Annotated in this window: 19 protein-coding genes; 7 read left to right on the top strand and 12 right to left on the bottom strand. The window is 69.6% G+C overall.

The window, feature by feature from the left end; genetic code table 11:
- Window positions 1–103: 103 nt before the first annotated feature.
- Genes ACZ1DY_RS16675 through ACZ1DY_RS16645 form a run of 7 tightly spaced genes read right to left on the bottom strand, consistent with a single transcriptional unit; the run spans window position 104 to window position 6,525 of the window.
- The gene (locus tag ACZ1DY_RS16675; protein ID WP_034311811.1) at window positions 104–511 is read right to left on the bottom strand and encodes a metal-sulfur cluster assembly factor; all 408 of its coding nucleotides are present in this window, start codon (window positions 509–511) and stop codon (window positions 104–106) included.
- Window positions 508–957: a Fe-S cluster assembly sulfur transfer protein SufU gene (gene sufU / locus ACZ1DY_RS16670; RefSeq protein WP_038515493.1), complete on the bottom strand. Its 450-nt coding sequence runs from the start codon at window positions 955–957 to the stop codon at window positions 508–510. Before sufU ends, ACZ1DY_RS16675 begins: the two co-directional genes overlap by 4 nt.
- The gene (locus ACZ1DY_RS16665; protein ID WP_126731803.1) at window positions 957–2,243 is read right to left on the bottom strand and encodes a cysteine desulfurase; all 1,287 of its coding nucleotides are present in this window, start codon (window positions 2,241–2,243) and stop codon (window positions 957–959) included. The genes sufU and ACZ1DY_RS16665 overlap by 1 nt, the downstream gene beginning before the upstream one ends.
- Before the next feature lie 54 nt (window positions 2,244–2,297).
- A complete protein-coding gene (sufC, locus tag ACZ1DY_RS16660) occupies window positions 2,298–3,068 on the bottom strand; it encodes a Fe-S cluster assembly ATPase SufC (protein ID WP_063276055.1) in 771 nt (256 codons plus the stop codon).
- Window positions 3,069–3,104: 36 nt separating this feature from the next.
- Window positions 3,105–4,277 (bottom strand): Fe-S cluster assembly protein SufD, encoded by a 1,173-nt coding sequence (gene sufD, locus ACZ1DY_RS16655; protein WP_257487706.1) that lies wholly within the window; start codon window positions 4,275–4,277, stop codon window positions 3,105–3,107.
- Window positions 4,278–4,279: 2 nt separating this feature from the next.
- The gene (sufB, locus tag ACZ1DY_RS16650; protein ID WP_435832241.1) at window positions 4,280–5,686 is read right to left on the bottom strand and encodes a Fe-S cluster assembly protein SufB; all 1,407 of its coding nucleotides are present in this window, start codon (window positions 5,684–5,686) and stop codon (window positions 4,280–4,282) included.
- A gap of 38 nt (window positions 5,687–5,724) precedes the next feature.
- Window positions 5,725–6,525 carry a helix-turn-helix transcriptional regulator gene (locus tag ACZ1DY_RS16645; protein ID WP_185927021.1) on the bottom strand — a complete coding sequence of 267 codons (801 nt, stop codon included), beginning with the start codon at window positions 6,523–6,525 and terminating at the stop codon, window positions 5,725–5,727.
- 219 nt (window positions 6,526–6,744) lie between these two features.
- On the opposite strand from ACZ1DY_RS16645, the gene mptB reads away from it, so the two are divergent.
- The 5 genes from mptB (at window position 6,745) to ACZ1DY_RS16620 (ending at window position 12,168) form a co-directional block, all read left to right on the top strand.
- Window positions 6,745–8,331: a polyprenol phosphomannose-dependent alpha 1,6 mannosyltransferase MptB gene (gene mptB / locus ACZ1DY_RS16640; protein WP_465485674.1), complete on the top strand. Its 1,587-nt coding sequence runs from the start codon at window positions 6,745–6,747 to the stop codon at window positions 8,329–8,331.
- Between the two features lie 19 nt (window positions 8,332–8,350).
- The gene (locus tag ACZ1DY_RS16635) at window positions 8,351–9,277 is read left to right on the top strand and encodes an ABC transporter ATP-binding protein (RefSeq protein WP_465484870.1); all 927 of its coding nucleotides are present in this window, start codon (window positions 8,351–8,353) and stop codon (window positions 9,275–9,277) included.
- Window positions 9,274–10,074, top strand: a complete 801-nt coding sequence (locus tag ACZ1DY_RS16630; protein ID WP_465484869.1) for an ABC transporter permease — start codon at window positions 9,274–9,276, stop codon at window positions 10,072–10,074. The genes ACZ1DY_RS16635 and ACZ1DY_RS16630 overlap by 4 nt, the downstream gene beginning before the upstream one ends.
- Window positions 10,075–10,138: 64 nt before the next feature.
- Window positions 10,139–11,107 (top strand): COX15/CtaA family protein, encoded by a 969-nt coding sequence (locus ACZ1DY_RS16625; RefSeq protein WP_192745215.1) that lies wholly within the window; start codon window positions 10,139–10,141, stop codon window positions 11,105–11,107.
- A gap of 113 nt (window positions 11,108–11,220) precedes the next feature.
- Entirely contained in the window at window positions 11,221–12,168 is a 948-nt protein-coding gene (locus ACZ1DY_RS16620; RefSeq protein WP_257487709.1) for an acyl-CoA desaturase, read from the top strand.
- A 74-nt stretch (window positions 12,169–12,242) separates the two neighbouring features.
- Here the strand turns inward: ACZ1DY_RS16620 and ACZ1DY_RS16615 are convergent, their stop codons facing one another.
- Both ACZ1DY_RS16615 and ACZ1DY_RS16610 read right to left on the bottom strand, forming a co-directional pair.
- The gene (locus ACZ1DY_RS16615) at window positions 12,243–13,109 is read right to left on the bottom strand and encodes an ATP-grasp domain-containing protein (RefSeq protein WP_257487710.1); all 867 of its coding nucleotides are present in this window, start codon (window positions 13,107–13,109) and stop codon (window positions 12,243–12,245) included.
- Window positions 13,106–13,414 (bottom strand): hypothetical protein, encoded by a 309-nt coding sequence (locus ACZ1DY_RS16610; RefSeq protein WP_125674936.1) that lies wholly within the window; start codon window positions 13,412–13,414, stop codon window positions 13,106–13,108. Before ACZ1DY_RS16610 ends, ACZ1DY_RS16615 begins: the two co-directional genes overlap by 4 nt.
- Window positions 13,415–13,509: 95 nt before the next feature.
- Here ACZ1DY_RS16610 and ACZ1DY_RS16605 point away from each other — a divergent pair, with 95 nt between their 5' ends.
- Both ACZ1DY_RS16605 and ACZ1DY_RS16600 read left to right on the top strand, forming a co-directional pair.
- Window positions 13,510–14,481 carry a quinone oxidoreductase family protein gene (locus ACZ1DY_RS16605; protein ID WP_465484868.1) on the top strand — a complete coding sequence of 324 codons (972 nt, stop codon included), beginning with the start codon at window positions 13,510–13,512 and terminating at the stop codon, window positions 14,479–14,481.
- Window positions 14,478–15,005 carry a GNAT family N-acetyltransferase gene (locus tag ACZ1DY_RS16600; protein WP_465484867.1) on the top strand — a complete coding sequence of 176 codons (528 nt, stop codon included), beginning with the start codon at window positions 14,478–14,480 and terminating at the stop codon, window positions 15,003–15,005. The genes ACZ1DY_RS16605 and ACZ1DY_RS16600 overlap by 4 nt, the downstream gene beginning before the upstream one ends.
- 63 nt (window positions 15,006–15,068) lie before the next feature.
- On the opposite strand, the gene ACZ1DY_RS16595 is transcribed toward ACZ1DY_RS16600, so the two are convergent.
- Genes ACZ1DY_RS16595 through ACZ1DY_RS16585 form a run of 3 tightly spaced genes read right to left on the bottom strand, consistent with a single transcriptional unit; the run spans window position 15,069 to window position 18,149 of the window.
- Window positions 15,069–15,314, bottom strand: coding sequence for a cold-shock protein (locus ACZ1DY_RS16595; protein ID WP_465484866.1), 246 nt, complete (start codon window positions 15,312–15,314; stop codon window positions 15,069–15,071).
- Window positions 15,314–15,883 (bottom strand): FKBP-type peptidyl-prolyl cis-trans isomerase, encoded by a 570-nt coding sequence (locus tag ACZ1DY_RS16590; RefSeq protein WP_257487714.1) that lies wholly within the window; start codon window positions 15,881–15,883, stop codon window positions 15,314–15,316. The genes ACZ1DY_RS16595 and ACZ1DY_RS16590 overlap by 1 nt, the downstream gene beginning before the upstream one ends.
- A gap of 10 nt (window positions 15,884–15,893) precedes the next feature.
- Window positions 15,894–18,149, bottom strand: coding sequence for a HelD family protein (locus tag ACZ1DY_RS16585; protein WP_465485673.1), 2,256 nt, complete (start codon window positions 18,147–18,149; stop codon window positions 15,894–15,896).
- Between the last annotated feature and the right edge of the window lie 31 nt (window positions 18,150–18,180).

The raw sequence follows: 18,180 nt of genomic DNA, 5'->3' as shown, positions 1-18,180 counted from the left end.
CACGCGTGTCGTCCATCCAGACACGAACCGCCCCACAGCGCGTGAAGGCCCCCTTCCCTCGGCTGAGCCGAGGGAAGGGGGCCTTCACGCGCTAAAGCGGGAATCAGACGGTGAAGCCGAGCGCCCGCAGCTGTTCGCGGCCGTCGTCGGTGATCTTCTCCGGGCCCCACGGCGGCATCCAGACCCAGTTGATCCGGAAGTCCTTGACCAGTCCCGTTCCCCCGCCGACGAGCGCGGCACCGGTCTGGTCCTCGATGACGTCGGTCAGCGGGCAGGCCGCCGAGGTCAGGGTCATGTCGATGGTGGCGGTGTTGTCCGCCTCGACGCGGATGTCGTAGACCAGCCCGAGGTCGACGACGTTGATGCCGAGTTCCGGGTCGACGACGTCGCGCATCGCCTCTTCGACGTCCTCGACCTTCGCCACGTCGGCGGCGTCCGGGGCGGCGGCGGTCTCGGCGTCGAGGTCGGCGGCCGTGCGCCCCTCGCGGGTTTCGGTCTGCTGTTCGGTCATGCCGTCTCAACTCCGTTGGTCGTGCGGGCGACGGCGTCCTTGAACGCCATCCACCCGAGCAGGGCGCATTTCACGCGGGCCGGGTACTTGGCCACGCCGGCGAAGGCGATGCCGTCCTCCAGCACGTCCTCGTCGGGTTCGATCTGCCCTTTGCCCTGCATCAGCTCGACGAAGGCGTCCATGGTGGTGAACGCCTCCTCCACGGTGTGCCCGACGACGAGATCCGTCAAGACCGACGTGGAAGCCTGGCTGATCGAACAGCCCTGTCCCTCGTAGGAGACGTCGGCGACCTTCCCGTCGTCGACCTTCACCCGCAGCGTCACCTCGTCGCCACAGGTCGGGTTGACCTGGAACGACTCGGCGTCGTACGGCTCGCGCAGGCCGCGGCCGTGCGGGTTCTTGTAGTGGTCCAGGATGATCTCCTGGTACATGCTTTCGAGGTTCATCACGCCACCCCGAAGAACTTCTGCGCCTCACGCACCCCGTTCACCAGCGCGTCCACTTCGGACAGGGTGTTGTAGACGTAGAACGATGCTCGCACGGTCGCGGGCACCGAGCAGGCCCGGTGCAGCGGCCACGCGCAGTGGTGCCCGACGCGGACGGCGACACCGAGGCTGTCCAGCACCTGACCGGAGTCGTGCGGGTGGACGCCGTCGATGACGAACGACACCAGCCCGCCGCGGTCGGTCATGTCGGTGGGGCCGATGATCCGCACGCCCGGGATCTCGCCGAGCCCGGCGAGCGCCGCCTCGGTGAGGAGGTGCTCGTGCGCGGCGACGCGGTCCATGCCGATCGCCGACAGGTAGTCGGCGGCCGCGCCGAGACCGACGGCCTGCGACGTCATCGGGGTGCCCGCCTCGAACCGCTGCGGCGGCGCGGCGAAGGTGGTCTGCTCCATGCGGACCAGCTCGATCATCGAGCCGCCGGTCAGGAACGGCGGCATCGCTTCGAGCAGCTCACGCCGTCCATAAAGGACACCGATGCCGTACGGGCCGACCATCTTGTGGCCGGCGAAAGCGGCGAAGTCGACGTCCAGCGCGTGCAGGTCCACCGGGAAGTGGGGCACCGACTGGCAGGCGTCCAGCACGACCAGCGCGCCGACCTTGCGGGCCTTCTTCACCAGGAACTCGACCGGGTTGATCGTGCCGAGCACGTTGGACTGGTGCGTGAACGCGAGCACCTTGGTCCGCTCGGTGATCAGCTCGTCCACATTGGACAGGTCGAGGCGGCCGTCCGCGGTGACGGAGAACCACTTCAGCGTCGCGCCGGTGCGCTGGCAGAGCTGCTGCCAGGGCACCAGGTTCGCGTGGTGCTCCATCTCGGTGATGACGATCTCGTCGCCGGGACCGATCTTGAACCGCTCGGCCCCGGGACCGGCCGTGGCGGCGTTGCTCATCGCGTAGGCGACGAGGTTGATGCCCTCGGTGGCGTTCTTGGTGAACACCAGCTCGTGCGGGGAGGCGCCGACGAACTCCGCGATCCGCACGCGGGCGGATTCGTAGGCGTCGGTCGCCTCCTCGGCGAGCTGGTGCGCGCCGCGGTGCACCGCGGCGTTCGAGGTCTCCAGGAACCGGCGCTCGGCTTCGAGCACCTGCACCGGCTTCTGGGACGTCGCACCGGAATCCAGATACACCAAGGGTTTCCCGTCCCGCACCGTGCGGGTCAGGATCGGGAAGTCGGCCCTGATGGCCGCTACGTCCAGCGGTACAGAGTTAGCCGTGGTGGTGGTCATCGGGCCAACTCCTCTCGGTGTAGTCGTGAAGTTCAGTGATCAGGCTGTACGAGCTCAGACCGCGGCGGTCTCGGCGGAGCCGGTGTACTTGACGTACCCGTTCTCCTCGAGCTCGTCCGCGAGTTCACGGCCGCCGGACTCGACGATCTTGCCGCCGGCGAAGACGTGCACGAAGTCGGGTGTGATGTGCCGCAGGATCCGCGTGTAGTGCGTGATCAGCATGACGCCGGCGTCGTTGTTGGCCTTGAACTCGTTGACGCCCTCGGACACGACGCGCAGCGCGTCGACGTCGAGGCCGGAGTCGGTCTCGTCGAGGATGGCGATCTTCGGCTTGAGCAGCGCCAGCTGCAGGATCTCGTGGCGCTTCTTCTCGCCGCCGGAGAAGCCCTCGTTCACCGAACGCTCGGCGAACTCGGACGAGATCTCCAGCTTGCCCATCTCGTCCTTGACCTCCTTGACCCAGTGGCGCAGCTTGGGGGCCTCGCCACGGACCGCGGTGGCCGCGGTGCGGAGGAAGTTGGACATGGACACGCCCGGCACCTCGACCGGGTACTGCATGGCGAGGAACAGGCCCGCGCGGGCGCGCTCGTCGACGCTCATCTCCAGCACGTCCTCACCGTCGAGCAGGACCTGCCCGGAGGTGACTTCGTACTTGGGGTGACCGGCGATGGCGTAGGACAGCGTGGACTTGCCCGAACCGTTGGGGCCCATGATCGCGTGGGTCTCGCCCGACTTGATGGTCAGGTTGACGCCCTTGAGGATCTCCTTGGGGCCCTCCTCGGTCGTGACCGAGGCGTGCAGATCCTTGATTTCCAGCGTAGGCATTTCTTTCCTAAAAGTCTGATGTGGACGGACGAGGGCTCAGGCGCCCACGGCTTCGAGTTCGGCTTCGATCGCGGCCTCGAGACGCTCGCGCACCTCGGGAACGCCGATCTTGACCAGGATCTCGTGGAAGAACCCGCGTACGACCAGTCGGCGCGCGGCGTCTTCGCCGATTCCGCGCGACTGGAGGTAGAACAACTGCTCGTCGTCGAACCTTCCCGTCGCGCTCGCGTGTCCGGCGCCTTCGATCTCGCCGGTCTCGATCTCCAGGTTCGGGATCGAGTCCGCCCGCGCACCCGGCGTCAGCACCAGGTTGCGGTTGAGCTCGTAGGTGTCGGTGGCCTCGGCGGCGGCGCGGATCAGCACGTCGCCGACCCACACGGTGTGCGCGTCGTCGCCCTGCAGCGCGCCCTTGTACATCACCCGCGACTTGCAGTTCGGCACCGCGTGGTCGACGAAGAGACGGTGCTCCTGGTGCTGGCCCGAGTCCGCGAAGTACAGGCCGAGCATCTCGACGTCGCCGCCCTTGTCGGCGAAGGTCGCCGTCGGCGAGACGCGGACGAGGTCACCGCCCAGGGTGATGACGATGTGCTTGAGCGTGGCGTCGCGGCCGAGCTTGAGGTGCTGCTCGGAGACGTGCACCGCGTCGTCGGCCCAGTCCTGGACGCTGACCACGGTCACGTTCGCCGAATCGCCGATGACGAACTCGACGTTGTCGGCGTAGGTGCCGGAGCCGGCGTGGTCGAGGACGATGACGGCCTCGGAGAACTGCTCGGCGCGCACCTGCACGTGCCCGTAGGCGACCTTGCCCTCGCCGGGCCCGGTGATCTTCACCGTGGACGGCTTCGAGGTCTTCGTCTCCTTGGGCACCGTGATGACGGTGGCCTCGGTGAACGAGGAGTACGCCTGCGCGGCGATCCGGTCGCTCGGGACACCGGCGGCGCCGAGGCGCTCGTCGTCCCGGCCGACCTGCTCGATCTTCAGTTCGGGCGCGGCGTCGGCGTCCACAGTGGCCGAACCCGAAGCGGCGGCGGACCCGTCGTGCAGGCCGCGCAGCCGCTTCATCGGAGTGAAACGCCAGTTCTCCTCACGGCCGCCCGGGACCTCGAAGGCCTGGACGTCGTAGGAGGTGAAGCGCTCCGCGCGAGAGGTCGCCGGGATGACGACCCCTTCGCGCATCGCTTCGGAAACGTTGTTCTCGGTAACCGACATGACTAGCCGACGGACCCTTCCATCTGAAGCTCGATCAGGCGGTTCAGCTCGAGCGCGTACTCCATCGGCAGCTCACGCGCGATGGGCTCGACGAACCCGCGCACGATCATCGCCATGGCCTCGGCCTCGTCGAGACCGCGCGACATGAGGTAGAACATCTGGTCTTCGCTGACCTTCGAGACGGTCGCCTCGTGGCCCATGGAGACCTCGTCGTTGCGGATGTCGACGTACGGGTACGTGTCCGACCGCGAGATCGTGTCGACCAGCAGCGCGTCACAGACGACGCTGGAGCGCGAGTGGTGCGCCCGCTTCGCGACCTTGACCAGGCCGCGGTACGAGGTGCGGCCACCGCCGCGCGCCACCGACTTCGACACGATGGTCGAGGAGGTGTGCGGCGCCAGGTGCTCCATCTTCGCGCCGGCGTCCTGGTGCTGGCCCTCGCCCGCGAACGCGACCGAGAGGACCTCGCCCTTGGCGTGCTCGCCCATGAGGAACACGGACGGGTACTTCATCGTGACCTTGGAGCCGATGTTGCCGTCGATCCACTCCATGGTCGCGCCCTCTTCGCACTTGGCGCGCTTGGTGACCAGGTTGTAGACGTTGTTCGACCAGTTCTGGATGGTCGTGTAACGGCAGCGGGCGCCCTTCTTCACGATGATCTCCACGACCGCCGAGTGCAGCGAGTCGGACTGGTAGATCGGCGCGGTGCAACCCTCGACGTAGTGCACGTAGGCGTCTTCGTCGACGATGATCAGGGTCCGCTCGAACTGACCCATGTTCTCGGTGTTGATGCGGAAGTAGGCCTGCAGCGGGATGTCCACCTTGACGCCCTTGGGCACGTAGATGAACGAACCGCCGGACCACACCGCGGTGTTCAGCGCGGAGAACTTGTTGTCCCCGGCCGGGATCACGGAGCCGAAGTACTCCTTGAAGATCTCCGGGTGCTCCTTGAGCGCGGTGTCGGTGTCCAGGAACAGGACGCCCTGCGCCTCCAGGTCCTCGCGGATCTGGTGGTAGACGACCTCGGACTCGTACTGCGCGGCGACACCGGCGACGAGGCGCTGCTTCTCCGCCTCGGGGATGCCCAGCTTGTCGTACGTGTTCTTGATGTCCTCGGGCAGGTCTTCCCAGGAAGTGGCCTGCTTCTCCGTGGACCGCACGAAGTACTTGATGTTGTCGAAGTCGATCCCGGAGAGGTCCGCACCCCAGTTGGGCATCGGCTTCAAGTCGAAGAGCTTGAGCGCCTTCAGTCGCGCTTCGCGCATCCACTCCGGCTCGGACTTCTTCGAGGAGATGTCGGTGACGACGTCCTCGTTCAGTCCGCGACGGGCCGTTGAGCCCGCCTCGTCGGAGTCCGCCCAGCCGAACGCGTACTTGCCAAGGGACTCGATGGTCTCTTCCTGGCTCATGGGCGCGGTGGTGGGAGTGCGCTGCTCGGCAGCGGCAGTCATGCGGGTTTCCCTCCATTCGGGATCCGTGCTGTGCGCCCAGGAGAGGGCGCCGTGCTTCCCGGCCCGGGTGTGGCCGGGTGACCCGCCGAGACGACGGGTACGTGTGTGGTGCACGCGTTGTCACCGCGTGCGATGGTCGCCAGCCGCTGCACGTGGGTACCCAGAAGTTCCGCGAAAGCCTCTGTCTCGGCTTCGCACAACTGAGGGAACTCGGCGGCGACGTGGGCGACCGGGCAATGGTGCTGGCAGAGCTGTTCGCCGACACCGACCTGACGGGTCGACGCAGCGTAACCCTCCCTGGTCAGCGCCGCAGCGAGGGCCTCGGCGCGCGAAGCCGGGTCCGTGTGCTTGGTGATCGCGTCCTGATGCGGGCCGACCAGCGAAGCGACACGAGCCTCCGCGAACGCCTTCACGGCGTCCTCACCGGCGTGCTCGGCGAGGAAACGGATGGCCGAGGACGCGAGGTCGTCGTAGGCGTGCCCGAACCGGGCGCGGCCGGCCTCGGTGAGGAGGAAGTTCTTGGCGGGACGGCCTCGTCCGCGGGGGCCGCGGCGGGGCGCGTCCCGGGTTTCGGCCTCGCCGTCGGCGAGCAGGGCGTCGAGATGACGGCGGACGGCGGCGGCGCTGATCCCCAGCTGCTCGGCCACCACCACGGCGGTCATCGGGCCCTGTTCCAGCAGCAAGCGGGCCACTTCGTGCCTGGTCCGCCCCTCGGGGCCGATCTGGACGGGGACAGGCTGGACCTCGGCGCGGGGCGTGTCGCCACCGGCCTCGTCCTGCGTCCCCGTCTTTTTCACAACACAAGTGTGACGTATTTCCGGGGAGACGGCAAAGAGGGGTGCCTCACGGAGTGGCGTGGGTCACGTCGGCCGCTGATCTTCCAGGGGTAACCACGCACCCGCCCGGTCTGTTCCCGGGATCGCTACCCTTCCCGAGTGGCAGTGGGCGATCACCCGGCACAGCGGGACACGGACGGGGCGGAGCCGGAAGACCAGGCTGTGCGGTCGGCGGGGTCGGTGGCGACGCTCGTCCCCGGGCGCCCGCGCGATCCGGAACCCCTGGACGACAAGGAACTGCGCGGGCTGAACGTGGTCCGCCGGTTCGGCGCGGTCGGTTCGCTGTTCCTCGCCCTCGGCTCACTCGGCGCGGGAGCCGCCCCGGTGATCAACCCGGTGCAGGAGATCCCGGTCCTGCGGCTGTTCACCCGCATCCCGATGGTCTCGCTCGCGATGGGCCTGGCCGGCATGGCGATCATCGTGCTCAGCTGGCTGCTGCTCGGCCGGTTCGCCCAGCCCGCGCGCCGCCGCCTCGCCACCCAGGGCCAGCTCGCCCGCACCATCGCGCTCTGGTGCGCGCCGCTGCTGTTCATCCCGCCGCTGTTCTCCCGCGACGTCTACAGCTATCTCGCGCAGAGCGAGATCGTCGCCCGCGGGATGGACCCGTACTCCCTCGGCCCGGCCGAAGCGCTCGGCGTCTCCGACCCGCTGACCTCGGGTGTCTCCAACATGTGGCGCGAGACCCCGGCGCCGTACGGCCCGCTGCTGCTGCGTCTCGGCGGCTGGCTCGCCCCGCTGAGCAGCGGCAACATCGTCACCGGTGTGCTGCTGCAGCGCGGGCTGGCGCTGATCGGCGTCATCCTGATCATCTGGGCGCTGCCCCGGCTGGCCCGGCGGTTCGGCGTACAGCCCGCCACCGCGCTGTGGCTCGGCGCGGCGAACCCGCTGCTGATCTTCCACTTCGTCGCGGGCGCCCACAACGACGCGCTCGCGATCGGGCTCATGGTGGCCGGGCTGGAGATCGGTCTCCAGCGGATGCCGGTGCGGTTCAAGGACGACGCCGTCCCCCCGCTGGCCAAGGGCGAACTGCTCTACATCGGGCTCGGGGTGGCGATCATCACCCTCGGTGTCGCGGTGAAGATCAACGCGGTCCTGGCACTGCCGTTCTTCACGGTGATGGTGGCCAGACGCTGGCACGGCCGGATCAAGGACCTGGTCACCGCCGCGGTGCCGATGGCGCTGCTGTTCGGCGTGGTGCTGGTGGCGGTCTGTTACGGCACCGGCCTCGGTTTCGGCTGGGTCGGCGCGCTCGGGACACCGGGACTGGTCCGCTCGTGGATCTCGCCGACGTCCGAACTCGCCGCGCTCGGCGGTGTCCTCGGCATCGCGCTCGGCCTCGGCAACCACACCAACGCGATGGTGCCGATCCTCGGCACGCTGGGCTACCTGGTCGCGGGCGCGGTGACGGTGAAGTTCCTCTGGGACAGCTTCAAATGGCGCTACCGGCCGATCATCGGCCTCGGTGTCTCGCTGGGCGCGGTGATGGTGCTGCACGTCGCGCTGCAGCCCTGGTACCTGCTGTGGGCGATCATCCCGCTCGCCGCGGCGGCGGGGACCTCGCGGTTCCGGATCGCCGCGACCATCGTCACCGCCGTCCTGCCGTTCCTCCTGCCGACGACGGGAAGCACCTTCGAGGGCCGCGGTTTCGTCCTGCCGTTCGCGTGGGCCGCCGCCGGGGTCGTCACGCTTCTGGGGCTGTTCATCGTCCACCGCCTCTCACCACTGCTGCTGTCCAGACCGTCCCCGGAGCATTCGGTCCCGGCGTGAGGCCGTATCGTGACCTGTCGTGAACGCCCCCGCCGTCGAGATCACCGGGCTGGTGAAACGCTACGGATCCACCACCGCCGTCGATGGACTCGACCTGCGGATGGAACGTGGCACACTGCTCGCTCTGCTCGGCCCGAACGGGGCCGGCAAGACCACCACCGTCGAGATCTGCGAAGGCTTCCTTCGGCCTGACGCCGGCGAAGTCCGGGTGCTTGGCATGGACCCGGCACGCGACGGCGCGGCCCTGCGCCCCCGGATCGGCGTGATGCCCCAAGGCGGCGGCGCGTATCCCGGCGTCCGCGCCGACGAGATGCTCGGACTGGTCGCCGCGTGCGCGGCGAACCCGCTCGACCCCGCCTGGCTGCTGGACGTCCTCGGCCTTTCCGGAGCGCGGAAGACACCGTTCAAACGGCTTTCCGGTGGGCAGCAGCAGCGGCTCTCGCTCGCCTGCGCACTCGTCGGACGGCCCGAACTGCTCTTCCTCGACGAGCCGACGGCGGGGATGGACCCGCAGGCCCGCCGCCTGGTCTGGGACCTGCTCGCGGCGCTGCGCGCCGACGGCGTCAGCGTGCTGCTCACCACGCATCTGATGGAGGAGGCCGAAACGCTGGCCGACACCGTGGTGATCGTCGACCACGGCAAGGTCGTCGTCGAAGGTTCCCCGCAGTCGCTGACCGTCGAGGCCGGTGAGACCGCGCAGCTGCGGTTCAAGGCCCGCACACGGCTCGACACCGCGCTGCTGACCGCGGCGCTGCCCGAGGGGCACCTCGTCCACGAGTCGGCGCCGGGGACGTATCTCGTCGAGGGCGCGATCGACCCGCAGGTGGTGTCGACGGTGACCGCGTGGTGCGCGCAGCAGGGCGTCATGCCCGAGGAACTGCAGGTCGGCAGGCGCACGCTGGAAGAGGTCTTCCTGGAGCTGACCGGACGGGAACTGCGCGCATGACCACCACGCCCACGCCGCGGTTCGCCGCGGGCACGTTCACCCCGGCTCCCGGCCGCGGTTCGCTCGGGAAGATGCTGCGCACGCACGCGAAGGTCGAAGCGAGCCTGACGCTGCGCCACGGCGAGCAGATCCTGCTGACCCTGCTGATCCCGCTCGCGCTGCTGATCGGCCTGTCGCTGCTGGACATCCTGCCGTCGTCGCAACTCGGCGATGCGTCCAAAGTGGACTGGATCACGCCGAGGCTCCTGGCGCTGGCGGTGATGTCTTCGGCGTTCACCGGACAGGCCATCGCGCTGGGCTTCGACCGCCGCTACGGCGTCCTCAAACGGCTTTCCGCCACCGCGCTCCCCCGCTGGCTGCTCGTCGCGGGCCGGGTGGCCGCGGCGCTGGTCGTGGTCGCGCTGCAGGCGGTGATCCTCGGTGGCGTCGCCGCGCTGCTGGGCTGGTCGCCGTCACTCGGCGGGCTTCTCGGTGCGATCCCGTTCCTGATCGTCGGCACGCTCGCGTTCGGCGCGCTGGGCCTGTTGCTCGGCGGGGCGCTGCGCGCGGAGGCCGTGCTGGCGCTGGCGAACATCGTCTGGTTCGTGCTGCTGCTCGCCGGCGGCATCCTGCTGGCGCCGTCGACCATGCCGTCCGGTGTCGCGTGGATCGTCGAACTGCTGCCCTCGGGCGCGCTCGCCGAAGGCCTGCGGTCGGTACTGCTGGACGGTTCGTTCGGCTGGGGCCCGTTCGCGGTGCTCGCCGGCTGGGGTGTCGTCGCGGGCGCGCTGGCGAGCAAGACCACGAAGCTCACCTGAGGCGGCCGACACAGCGGGTCCGGCCGGTGGAACGCTCTCAGGAAGGGCGTTCTAGCATCGGACGGTGCCGTTCCAGAGCCTTGTAGCGCGTCTGCCGTATCCCTCGTTCGCGGTCCAGCGAGCGGTCGCGATAGCGGCGGTGATCGCGCAGGCCGGAATCGGCGTCACCGGCTCGGTCGTCCGGGTCACGGGTTCGGGCCTCGGCTGCCCGACCTGGCCGCAGTGCGTCGAAGGCAGCATCGTGCCCGTCGCGCACCCCGAGCTGGACATGCTCACCCAGTGGATCGAGTTCAGCAACCGGTTGCTGACCGGGGTGGTCATCCTGGTCGCCGCGCTGTGCGTGATCACCGCGTGGCGCGTGCAGATCGAGCACCCGAGCCGCCGCCGTCTGGTGAAGCTGGCCTGGACGATGCCCGCGGGCGTGATGCTGCAGGCCGTCGTCGGCGGGATCACCGTGCTCGCGAAACTCGAATGGTGGACCGTCGCGCTCCACTTCCTGGCCTCCACTCCCCTGGTCTGGCTCGCGGTCCTGCTGCTGCGCGCGTTCAAGGAGGGTGATGAGCCCGCTCGCTGGCTGATCCCGGACGCGGGCCGCAAGACGCTGATCGTGCTCGCCGCGTCCATGTGGGCCGTCCTCGCGGCGGGGACCACCGTGACCGGGGCGGGCCCGCACGGCGGCGACCCCGGCACCCACCGGCTCCAGGCCCCGATCGAAACGCTCACCCAGATCCACGGCGGGCTACTGGTGGTCTACCTGATCGTGCTGGCCGTCTTCGGGCTCCAGCTGATGCGGGGCGAGACGCCGAAGCAGCTGTGGAAGCGGTACACCATCGTGTGGGTCGTCGCGGTCCTCCAGGGCGTCGTGGGCTCGGTGCAGTACGCCCTCGGTGTGCCGGAGGCGCTGGTCTCGTTCCACGTCCTCGGCTCCGCGCTGGTGATCATCTCGACGGCGGCACTGTGGTGCGGTTCACGCGATCGAGGTTCCGCGCCGGTTTCGCCCGCCGCTGACCGGGAACTCGCCACTTCGAACTGACCCCCTGGCAAACCGGACGTAACCCCCGGGCGGCGTGCTCGCCAGACACTGCCCTTACGCTGCGCTCGGTGCCCCGCACGGGGTCGCCACCGAGTCGAGGCACGAGGTGTCGTATGACCGCCAGCACCGAGCCGGACGCACCGGCCAGTCCGTCCAAACCCCTGATCTCCCACCGGCGAGGCTCCGGGGAGATGCTGATCCTCAAGACCTTCCTGCTGGTCCCGTTCGTCGCGCTGATCGCCGCCGTGCCGATCGTGTGGGGCTGGGGCATGACCTGGGTCGATCTGGCGCTGGCGGCCGTGTTCTACACCCTCGGGACGCTCGGGGTGACGGTCGGATACCACCGCTACTTCACCCACGGCGCCTTCAAGGCCCGGCGCCCGCTGCGCGTGGCGCTCGCCATCGCCGGCAGTTTCGCGGTGCAGGGTTCGGTCATCTTCTGGGTGGCCAGCCACCGTCGCCACCACGCCTTCGCCGACCGCGAAGGCGACCCGCACTCCCCCTGGCTGTTCGGGACTTCGCCCTCGGCGCTCCTGCGCGGGTTCTGGCACGCGCACATGGGCTGGATGTTCAGCCGTGAGGTGACCAACTACGACCGTTTCGCGCCGGACCTGGTCGCGGACAAGGACCTTCGCGTGGTGAACCGCTACTTCTGGCTGTGGATCACGCTGAGCCTCGCGCTGCCCGCGGTGCTCGGCGGGCTGCTCAGCTGGTCGTGGTGGGGTGTGGTGACCGGGTTCTTCTGGGCCGGGCTGGTCCGCATCGCGTTCCTGCACCACGTCACCTGGTCGGTGAACTCGATCTGTCACCTGGTCGGCGAGCGACCGTTCGCCAGCCGGGACAAGGCGGCGAACTTCTGGCCGCTGGCGATCCTGTCCATGGGCGAGTCGTGGCACAACTCCCACCACGCCGACCCGACCTGCGCGCGGCACGGTGTCCTGCGCGGCCAGGTCGACGTGTCGGCGCGGGTGATCTGGCTGTTCGAGAAGTTCGGGTGGGCGCGGGACGTGCGGTGGCCGAAGCCGGAGCGCTTGGCCGCGAAACTCGCCAAACCCGCCTGACACCGCTCGCATTTAGTCCTCTGGATGCGGTACTTGCACGCAAGGAACGCATCCAGAGGACGAAATGCGGGGTTTCAGGCGAGTTGCTGGCGGACGGCGGAGGCGAAACGCCAGGCCGCGGCGGCGTCGGTCTGGCGGAACCCGAGCGAAGGCTCGACGAGCTCCAGTTCCAGCAGCAGCGGCCTGCCGTCCGGCCCGGCGACGAGGTCGACGCGGGCGTAGAGCAGTTCCGCGCGCAGGATGCCGAGCAGCGCCGCGGTCGCGTCCAAAGCGTCTTCGGCCAGCGCGCGGAATCCCGCGGCGGGCTGCACGGGCGCGAGCTTCTCCGTGACGTACAGCCCGGATTCGTCGAGTTCCCGGCCCAGCATCGCGGCCTTCGAGAACGCGTGCGAGTACACGCCGCCGAAGTACACCAGCGCGATCTCGCCTTCACTGTCCACACTGGACTGATACGGCTGGAGCAGCACGGTGTTCCCGTCCGCTTGCAACCCGGCCAGATGCGCGGCCGCCGCGTCGCCCGCGGTGAACCGGCCCGCTCCCCGCGAGCCGGCACCGATGGCGGGCTTCAGCACGAACTCGCCCTTGGGCCAGCGCGGCGCCTTCTCGTCCGGCGCGATCAGGGTCGTCGGCACGACCGCGACCCCGGCGTCGCCGAGTTCGGCCAGATAGGACTTGTCGGTGTTCCAGCGCACGATGTCGGCCGAATTGGCCAGCGTCGGCACGGACTCGGTCCAGGACAGGAACTCGTCGCGGCGCTCGGCGTAGTCCCAGGTGGCGCGCAGCACGACGATGTCCGCGGCGCCGAAGTCGACCGTCGTGTCGTCCCAGGCGGCCCAGCGGGTCTTGAAGCCCAGGTCGGCCAGCGCCTCGGGAACGGCGTGCTCGTCGCCGTCGCCTTCCGGCAGCGCGGAGCAGGCGACGAAGATCGCGGAGCCGCTCACTTCCCCGCCATCCGGCGGCGGTGCTCGGCGCCGATCTTGGTGGCCTTCACGGTCTCGCTGTCCCACTCGGCGGGCTCGAGGTCTTCCACGGCCTCGACCAGCGCCTCGCCCGCCTCCACGGAGGTGACGACGACGTCGCCCAGCGCGCCGTCGGCGCCCACGAGCACGACGCGCGCGCCGATCCGGCCGATGTTCTCCACCACCGCGCGCGACGGCTTCCCGTGCCGCTTCACGAAGTCGCGGGCGGCCGCGACCTGGCGCGACGTGGGGGCGGCGGTCTCGGTCTTCTCTTCGGTCTCAGCCACGCGCCGAGCTTAACCGCGAAAGGCCCGGGACGCGGAATAACCGTGGCGTCGGCCATAGTTGTGCCGGTCGGAACGACCTTGAACGAGGAGGATGTATGCCCGCGGCAGTGCAGATCCGGCGAACCGGTGGCCCCGAAGTCCTTGAGCTGTCGGAAGTCGAGGTCGGCGATCCCGGTTCCGGCGAACTGCTCGTGGACGTCGCCGCGGCGGGCGTCAACTACATCGACACCTATCACCGCGAGGGCATCTACCCGGTCGACACCCCGTTCGTCCTGGGCATGGAGGGCGCCGGCACGGTGGCCGCGGTCGGCGCGGACGTGACCGGGTTCGCCGTCGGCGACCGGGTCGCCTGGCAGGGTTCGCTGGGCAGCTACGCCCAGCGCCGCCTGGTGCCCGCCACGATCGCGGTGAAGATCCCGGACGGCGTCTCCGAGGAGACCGCCGCCGCCACGATGCTCCAGGGGATCACCGCGCACGCGCTGATCGCCTCGACCTACGAGGTCAAGGCCGGTGACGACGTGCTGATCCACGCCGCGGCGGGCGGTATGGGCCTGCTGCTGGTCCAGCTGGCCAAGGCCCGCGGCGCCCGAGTGATCGGCACCGTCTCCACCGACGAGAAGGCCGAACTCGCCAAGCAGGCGGGCGCGGACGACGTCATCCGCTACGACCAGGTCGACTTCGCCAAGGCCACCCGCGACCTCACCGGCGGCAAGGGCGTCGAGGTCGTCTACGACGGGGTCGGAAAGTCCACTGTGGACGGCAGCCTGGCGAGCCTGAAGATCCGCGGCCTGCTCGCCCTCTACGGCGCGGCCAGCGGCCCGGTCCCGCCGATCGACCCGCAGCTGCTCAACCGCAGCGGCTCGGTGTACCTCACCCGCCCGACCTCCGCGCACTACGTGCTCACCCGGGAGGAGCTGGAGTGGCGCGTGAACGAGCTGTTCGCCGCCGTTCAGGACGGCTCGCTGAACATCCGGATCGGGGGCCGCTATGCGCTGGCCGACGCGCGTCAGGCGCACGAAGACCTCCAGGGGCGCCGCACCACCGGCAAGCTCCTGCTGATCCCGTGACGTCGCTCTGGCCGGAGGAGGTCCGGCTCACCGGCGAGGGGCTCGTCCTGCGGGAGTGGGCCGAGGACGACATCGCGTTCATGCCGGGACTGTTCGACAACCCCGCCGTCGCCCGGTTCACGCCGCTGCCTTCCCCGTTCGACGAGGTTGCGGCGAAGGCGCACTACGCGAAGTCCGTCGCCCGCCGCGCGGAAGGCAACGGGCTGCGGCTGGCCATCACGGCCGACGGCGGCGAGCCGCTCGGCGAGGTGGTGCTGTTCCTGAAAGAGGATTCGGCCGAACTCGGGTACGCCGTCGGTCCCGCCCACCGCGGGCAGGACCTGGCGGCGCGGTCGCTGCGGGTGCTCACCGCGCACGCGCTGGACCTCGGGCTCGGACCGCTGCAGCTGAAGATCGACGCCGACAACGTGGCCAGCCAGGCCGTCGCCCGGCGCGTCGGCTACGCCCTGACCGACGCGCCGCCCGAGACGAAGATCGAGAAGGGACTGGAGATCACGCTGCTCACCTGGGAGTACGCCGGCTGACGTCCGAGTACATGATGGCCCCCTTCCTGTACCTAGGCGCAAGGAAGGGGGCCATCATGTACTTCAGCGGACCGGGCGGACCCAGAGCCCTCGCAGCCGGAATTCGTCCTGTTCCGCGTGCTCGACGGTCAGCTCGACCTCAGCGCCGACGCGCAACTGACGGAACTCGCCGGGGCCGAAGCCCTCCAGCATCGAATAGTGGACCCAGATCGGGTCGGCGAAATCGGCCGACTCGACCACTCCCCAGCCGTCGTCCGCCAGCCAGGAACGAACCCGTCCACGGTGGACGCGGCCGTCGGAGGTCCCCATCAGCCCTTGTCGGTCGGGACGCTCACCGCGTCGGTCACGAACACCAGGGTCTCGTTCGGCGCGATACCGTTGCCGCCCTGGCCGTAGCCGAGGTCCGGCGGGATGATCAGCAGCCGCCGCGCGCCCTGTTTGATCCCTTCCAGCCCCTTGTCCCAGCCCTGGATGACCATGCCGGCGCCGAGGCTCAGCTCGAACGGCTCACCGCGGTCGAACGAGCTGTCCAGCTTCTGTTTGTTGGACCAGGTGACCAGCGAATAGTTCATCTTCAGGTTCGCGCCCGCCTTGGCGCCCTCGCCGGTGCCGGGTTCGAGGTCCTTGGTGATGAGCTTCTTCGGCGGGTCGCAGTCGTCCGGGATGGTGATGGTCGGCGCTTCGCCGAACTTCCCGGTGGTCTTCACGTCCTCGGCCGTGCATTCCTTGCCCTTCGAGGCGGCCGGTGCCGACGACGACGCCGACGCGGGGGCCGCGCCGGAGGTCTGGGCCGAACCTGCGGTGTTCTGTTTCTCGCCACAGGCCGCCAGGGCGAGGACGCCCGCGCCGATGACCACGATCTTGCCGAATGTGCGCATGCGGCCGACCTTAGCCAAGACCCTCCAGCGCGGGAACAAGGTCACCGGTCTGCACTACGCCCATCCGCCGGGTCGCCCTGGTCAGGGCCACGTAAAGATCGTTGAGCCCGCGCGGCGACCCGGCGACGACCTCGTCGGGGGCCACCAGCAGCACCGAGTCGAATTCCAGGCCCTTCGCCCGCTCGACCGGCATCACCGACACCCGGTCCCCCGCCTCGCCGAGCGTCTCCGAGAGCGAAGCGACCAATGGCGGCGGGCACAGCACGGCGACCGTCCCACCGTCCACAGCGGACAGTTCGGCGTCGACTATGCCGGGCAGTTCCGCGGCGAGATCCGCCGGGTCCACGGACCGCAGCCAGGGCTCGAAACCCGTCTCCCGCACCGAAACCGGCGCCTCCAGTTCCGGGTTGACCTCGGCGAGCACCCGGGACGCGACGGTCATGATCTCCGCCGGGGTCCGGTAGTTCACGGTCAGTTCCTCGAGCCGCCAGCGGTCGGCGACGTACGGCGAAAGCGCCTCGCCCCACGTCCGCGCCCCACCGGCCGCGCCTGTCTGGGCGACGTCGCCGACGAGCGTCATCGACCGGTTCGGCGACCGGCGCATCAGCAGCCGCCAGTCCATCGCGGTCAGTTCCTGCGCCTCGTCGACGATCACGTGCCCGAAGGTCCACGTCCGGTCCTGGGCGGCCCGCTGCGCCGCGGTCATCTCGCTGCGGCGCTGCTGACGTTCGGCGAACAGCTCCGCGTCGAGGACGTCGCCCACCCGCAGCAGTTCCTCGTCGACGATCTCCTCGTCCTGTTCGAGGATGTCGAGCACGCCTTCCGCGTAGGCACGGTCCTCACGCTCGCGGCGAGCGGCCTCGGCGCGGGCTTCGGTGTCGTCCTCGCCGAGCAGCTCGGCGAGTTCGTCGAGCAGCGGGACGTCCGACGGGCTCCACTTCGCGTCGGTCGGGCTGTAGAGATGCTCACGGTCGGTGTCCGACAAGGCTTTCCCCGCCGCGCTGCGTAGCCGTTCGCGGTCGGCGAACAACTCGTCCAGCACGATCTCGGGGGTGAGTTTCGGCCACAGCCCGTTGATCGCGGCCGCCACGTTCTTGTCCGCGGAGACCTCGGCCCGGATGTCCTGGACGTCCCGCGCGTCGAGCAGGTCCTCCCCCAGCTTCTTGGCGGCTTGCCGGGTCAGCGCGTCGAGGAGATCCGAGACGAAGATCCGCCGGGCGAGGTTGTGCGGACGGCGCGACCGGCGGGCCCGCGTCCGCGCCTCGGTGCAGGTCTTGCGGTCGAGCATGAGGATCTCGCGCTCGAACTCGATCTCCAGCACGGGTTCCGGCACGCGCTGCCGGTCGCGGACGGCGTTGGCGAGCACGTCGGCCATCACCGGACGACCCTTGATCTCGGCGGCCTCGCGGGTGACCGGGCCGTCGGCGTCCAGCCCCGGGTACAGCTGCCCGATCGTGGCCAGCAGCACCCCGGTCTCGCCCAGAGACGGCAGGACCTGCCCGATGTAGCGCAGGAACGTGCTGTTCGGCCCGACCACCAGCACGCCGCGCGTGGTCAGCTGCTGGCGATGCGTGTAGAGCAGGTACGCCGCGCGGTGCAGCGCGACGGCGGTCTTACCGGTTCCGGGGCCGCCCTGGACCACCAGGACACCGTTCGGCGACGCGCGGATGATGCGGTCCTGTTCGGCCTGGATGGTGGCGACGATGTCGCTCATCTCGCCGGTGCGACGGCGTTCGAGCGCGGCCAGCAGCGCCGCCTCGCCCGCGAGCCCGAGGTCTTGGCCCTGGTCGGCGGCGGAGAGGTCGAGGATCTCGTCGTCGACGCCGACGACCTTCCGGCTCAGCGACCGGATGTGGCGGCGCCGCCGCACACCTTCGGGTGAAGCGGCGGTGGCGAGGTAGAAGGGCCGCGCGACCGGCGCGCGCCAGTCGACGAGCAGCGGGCGGTAGTCGTCGTCCTCGTCGAACAGCCCGAGCCGCCCGATGTAGGTGGTCTCCTCGGCGTGGTCCGGAAGGAAGTCGAGGCGGCCGAAGCACAGGCCCTGCTCGACGGAGCTCAGCTGGGCCAGCCTGTCGGTGTACAGCGTCGTGGCGACGTCGCGTTCGGTGCGCGCCTGCGGGGTGCCGCCGGTCTGGCGCAGCGTCTCGTCGAGCCTGCGCTGCGCGTCGGCGCGTTCGGCGTCGAGCTTGCGGTAGAGGGTGGTGACGTGCTGCTGCTCGAGCGCGACGTCCTGCTCGAGCGCGTCGAGTTCCCGGTCCGGGGACACGGACAAAAGCAGCCTGCTTTCGAGAGGTGGG

Source organism: Amycolatopsis sp. PSD-21, from assembly GCF_055561455.1.
The sequence above is the reverse complement of the archived record's forward strand: the minus strand, read 5'-3'. Positions and strand labels throughout refer to the sequence as shown.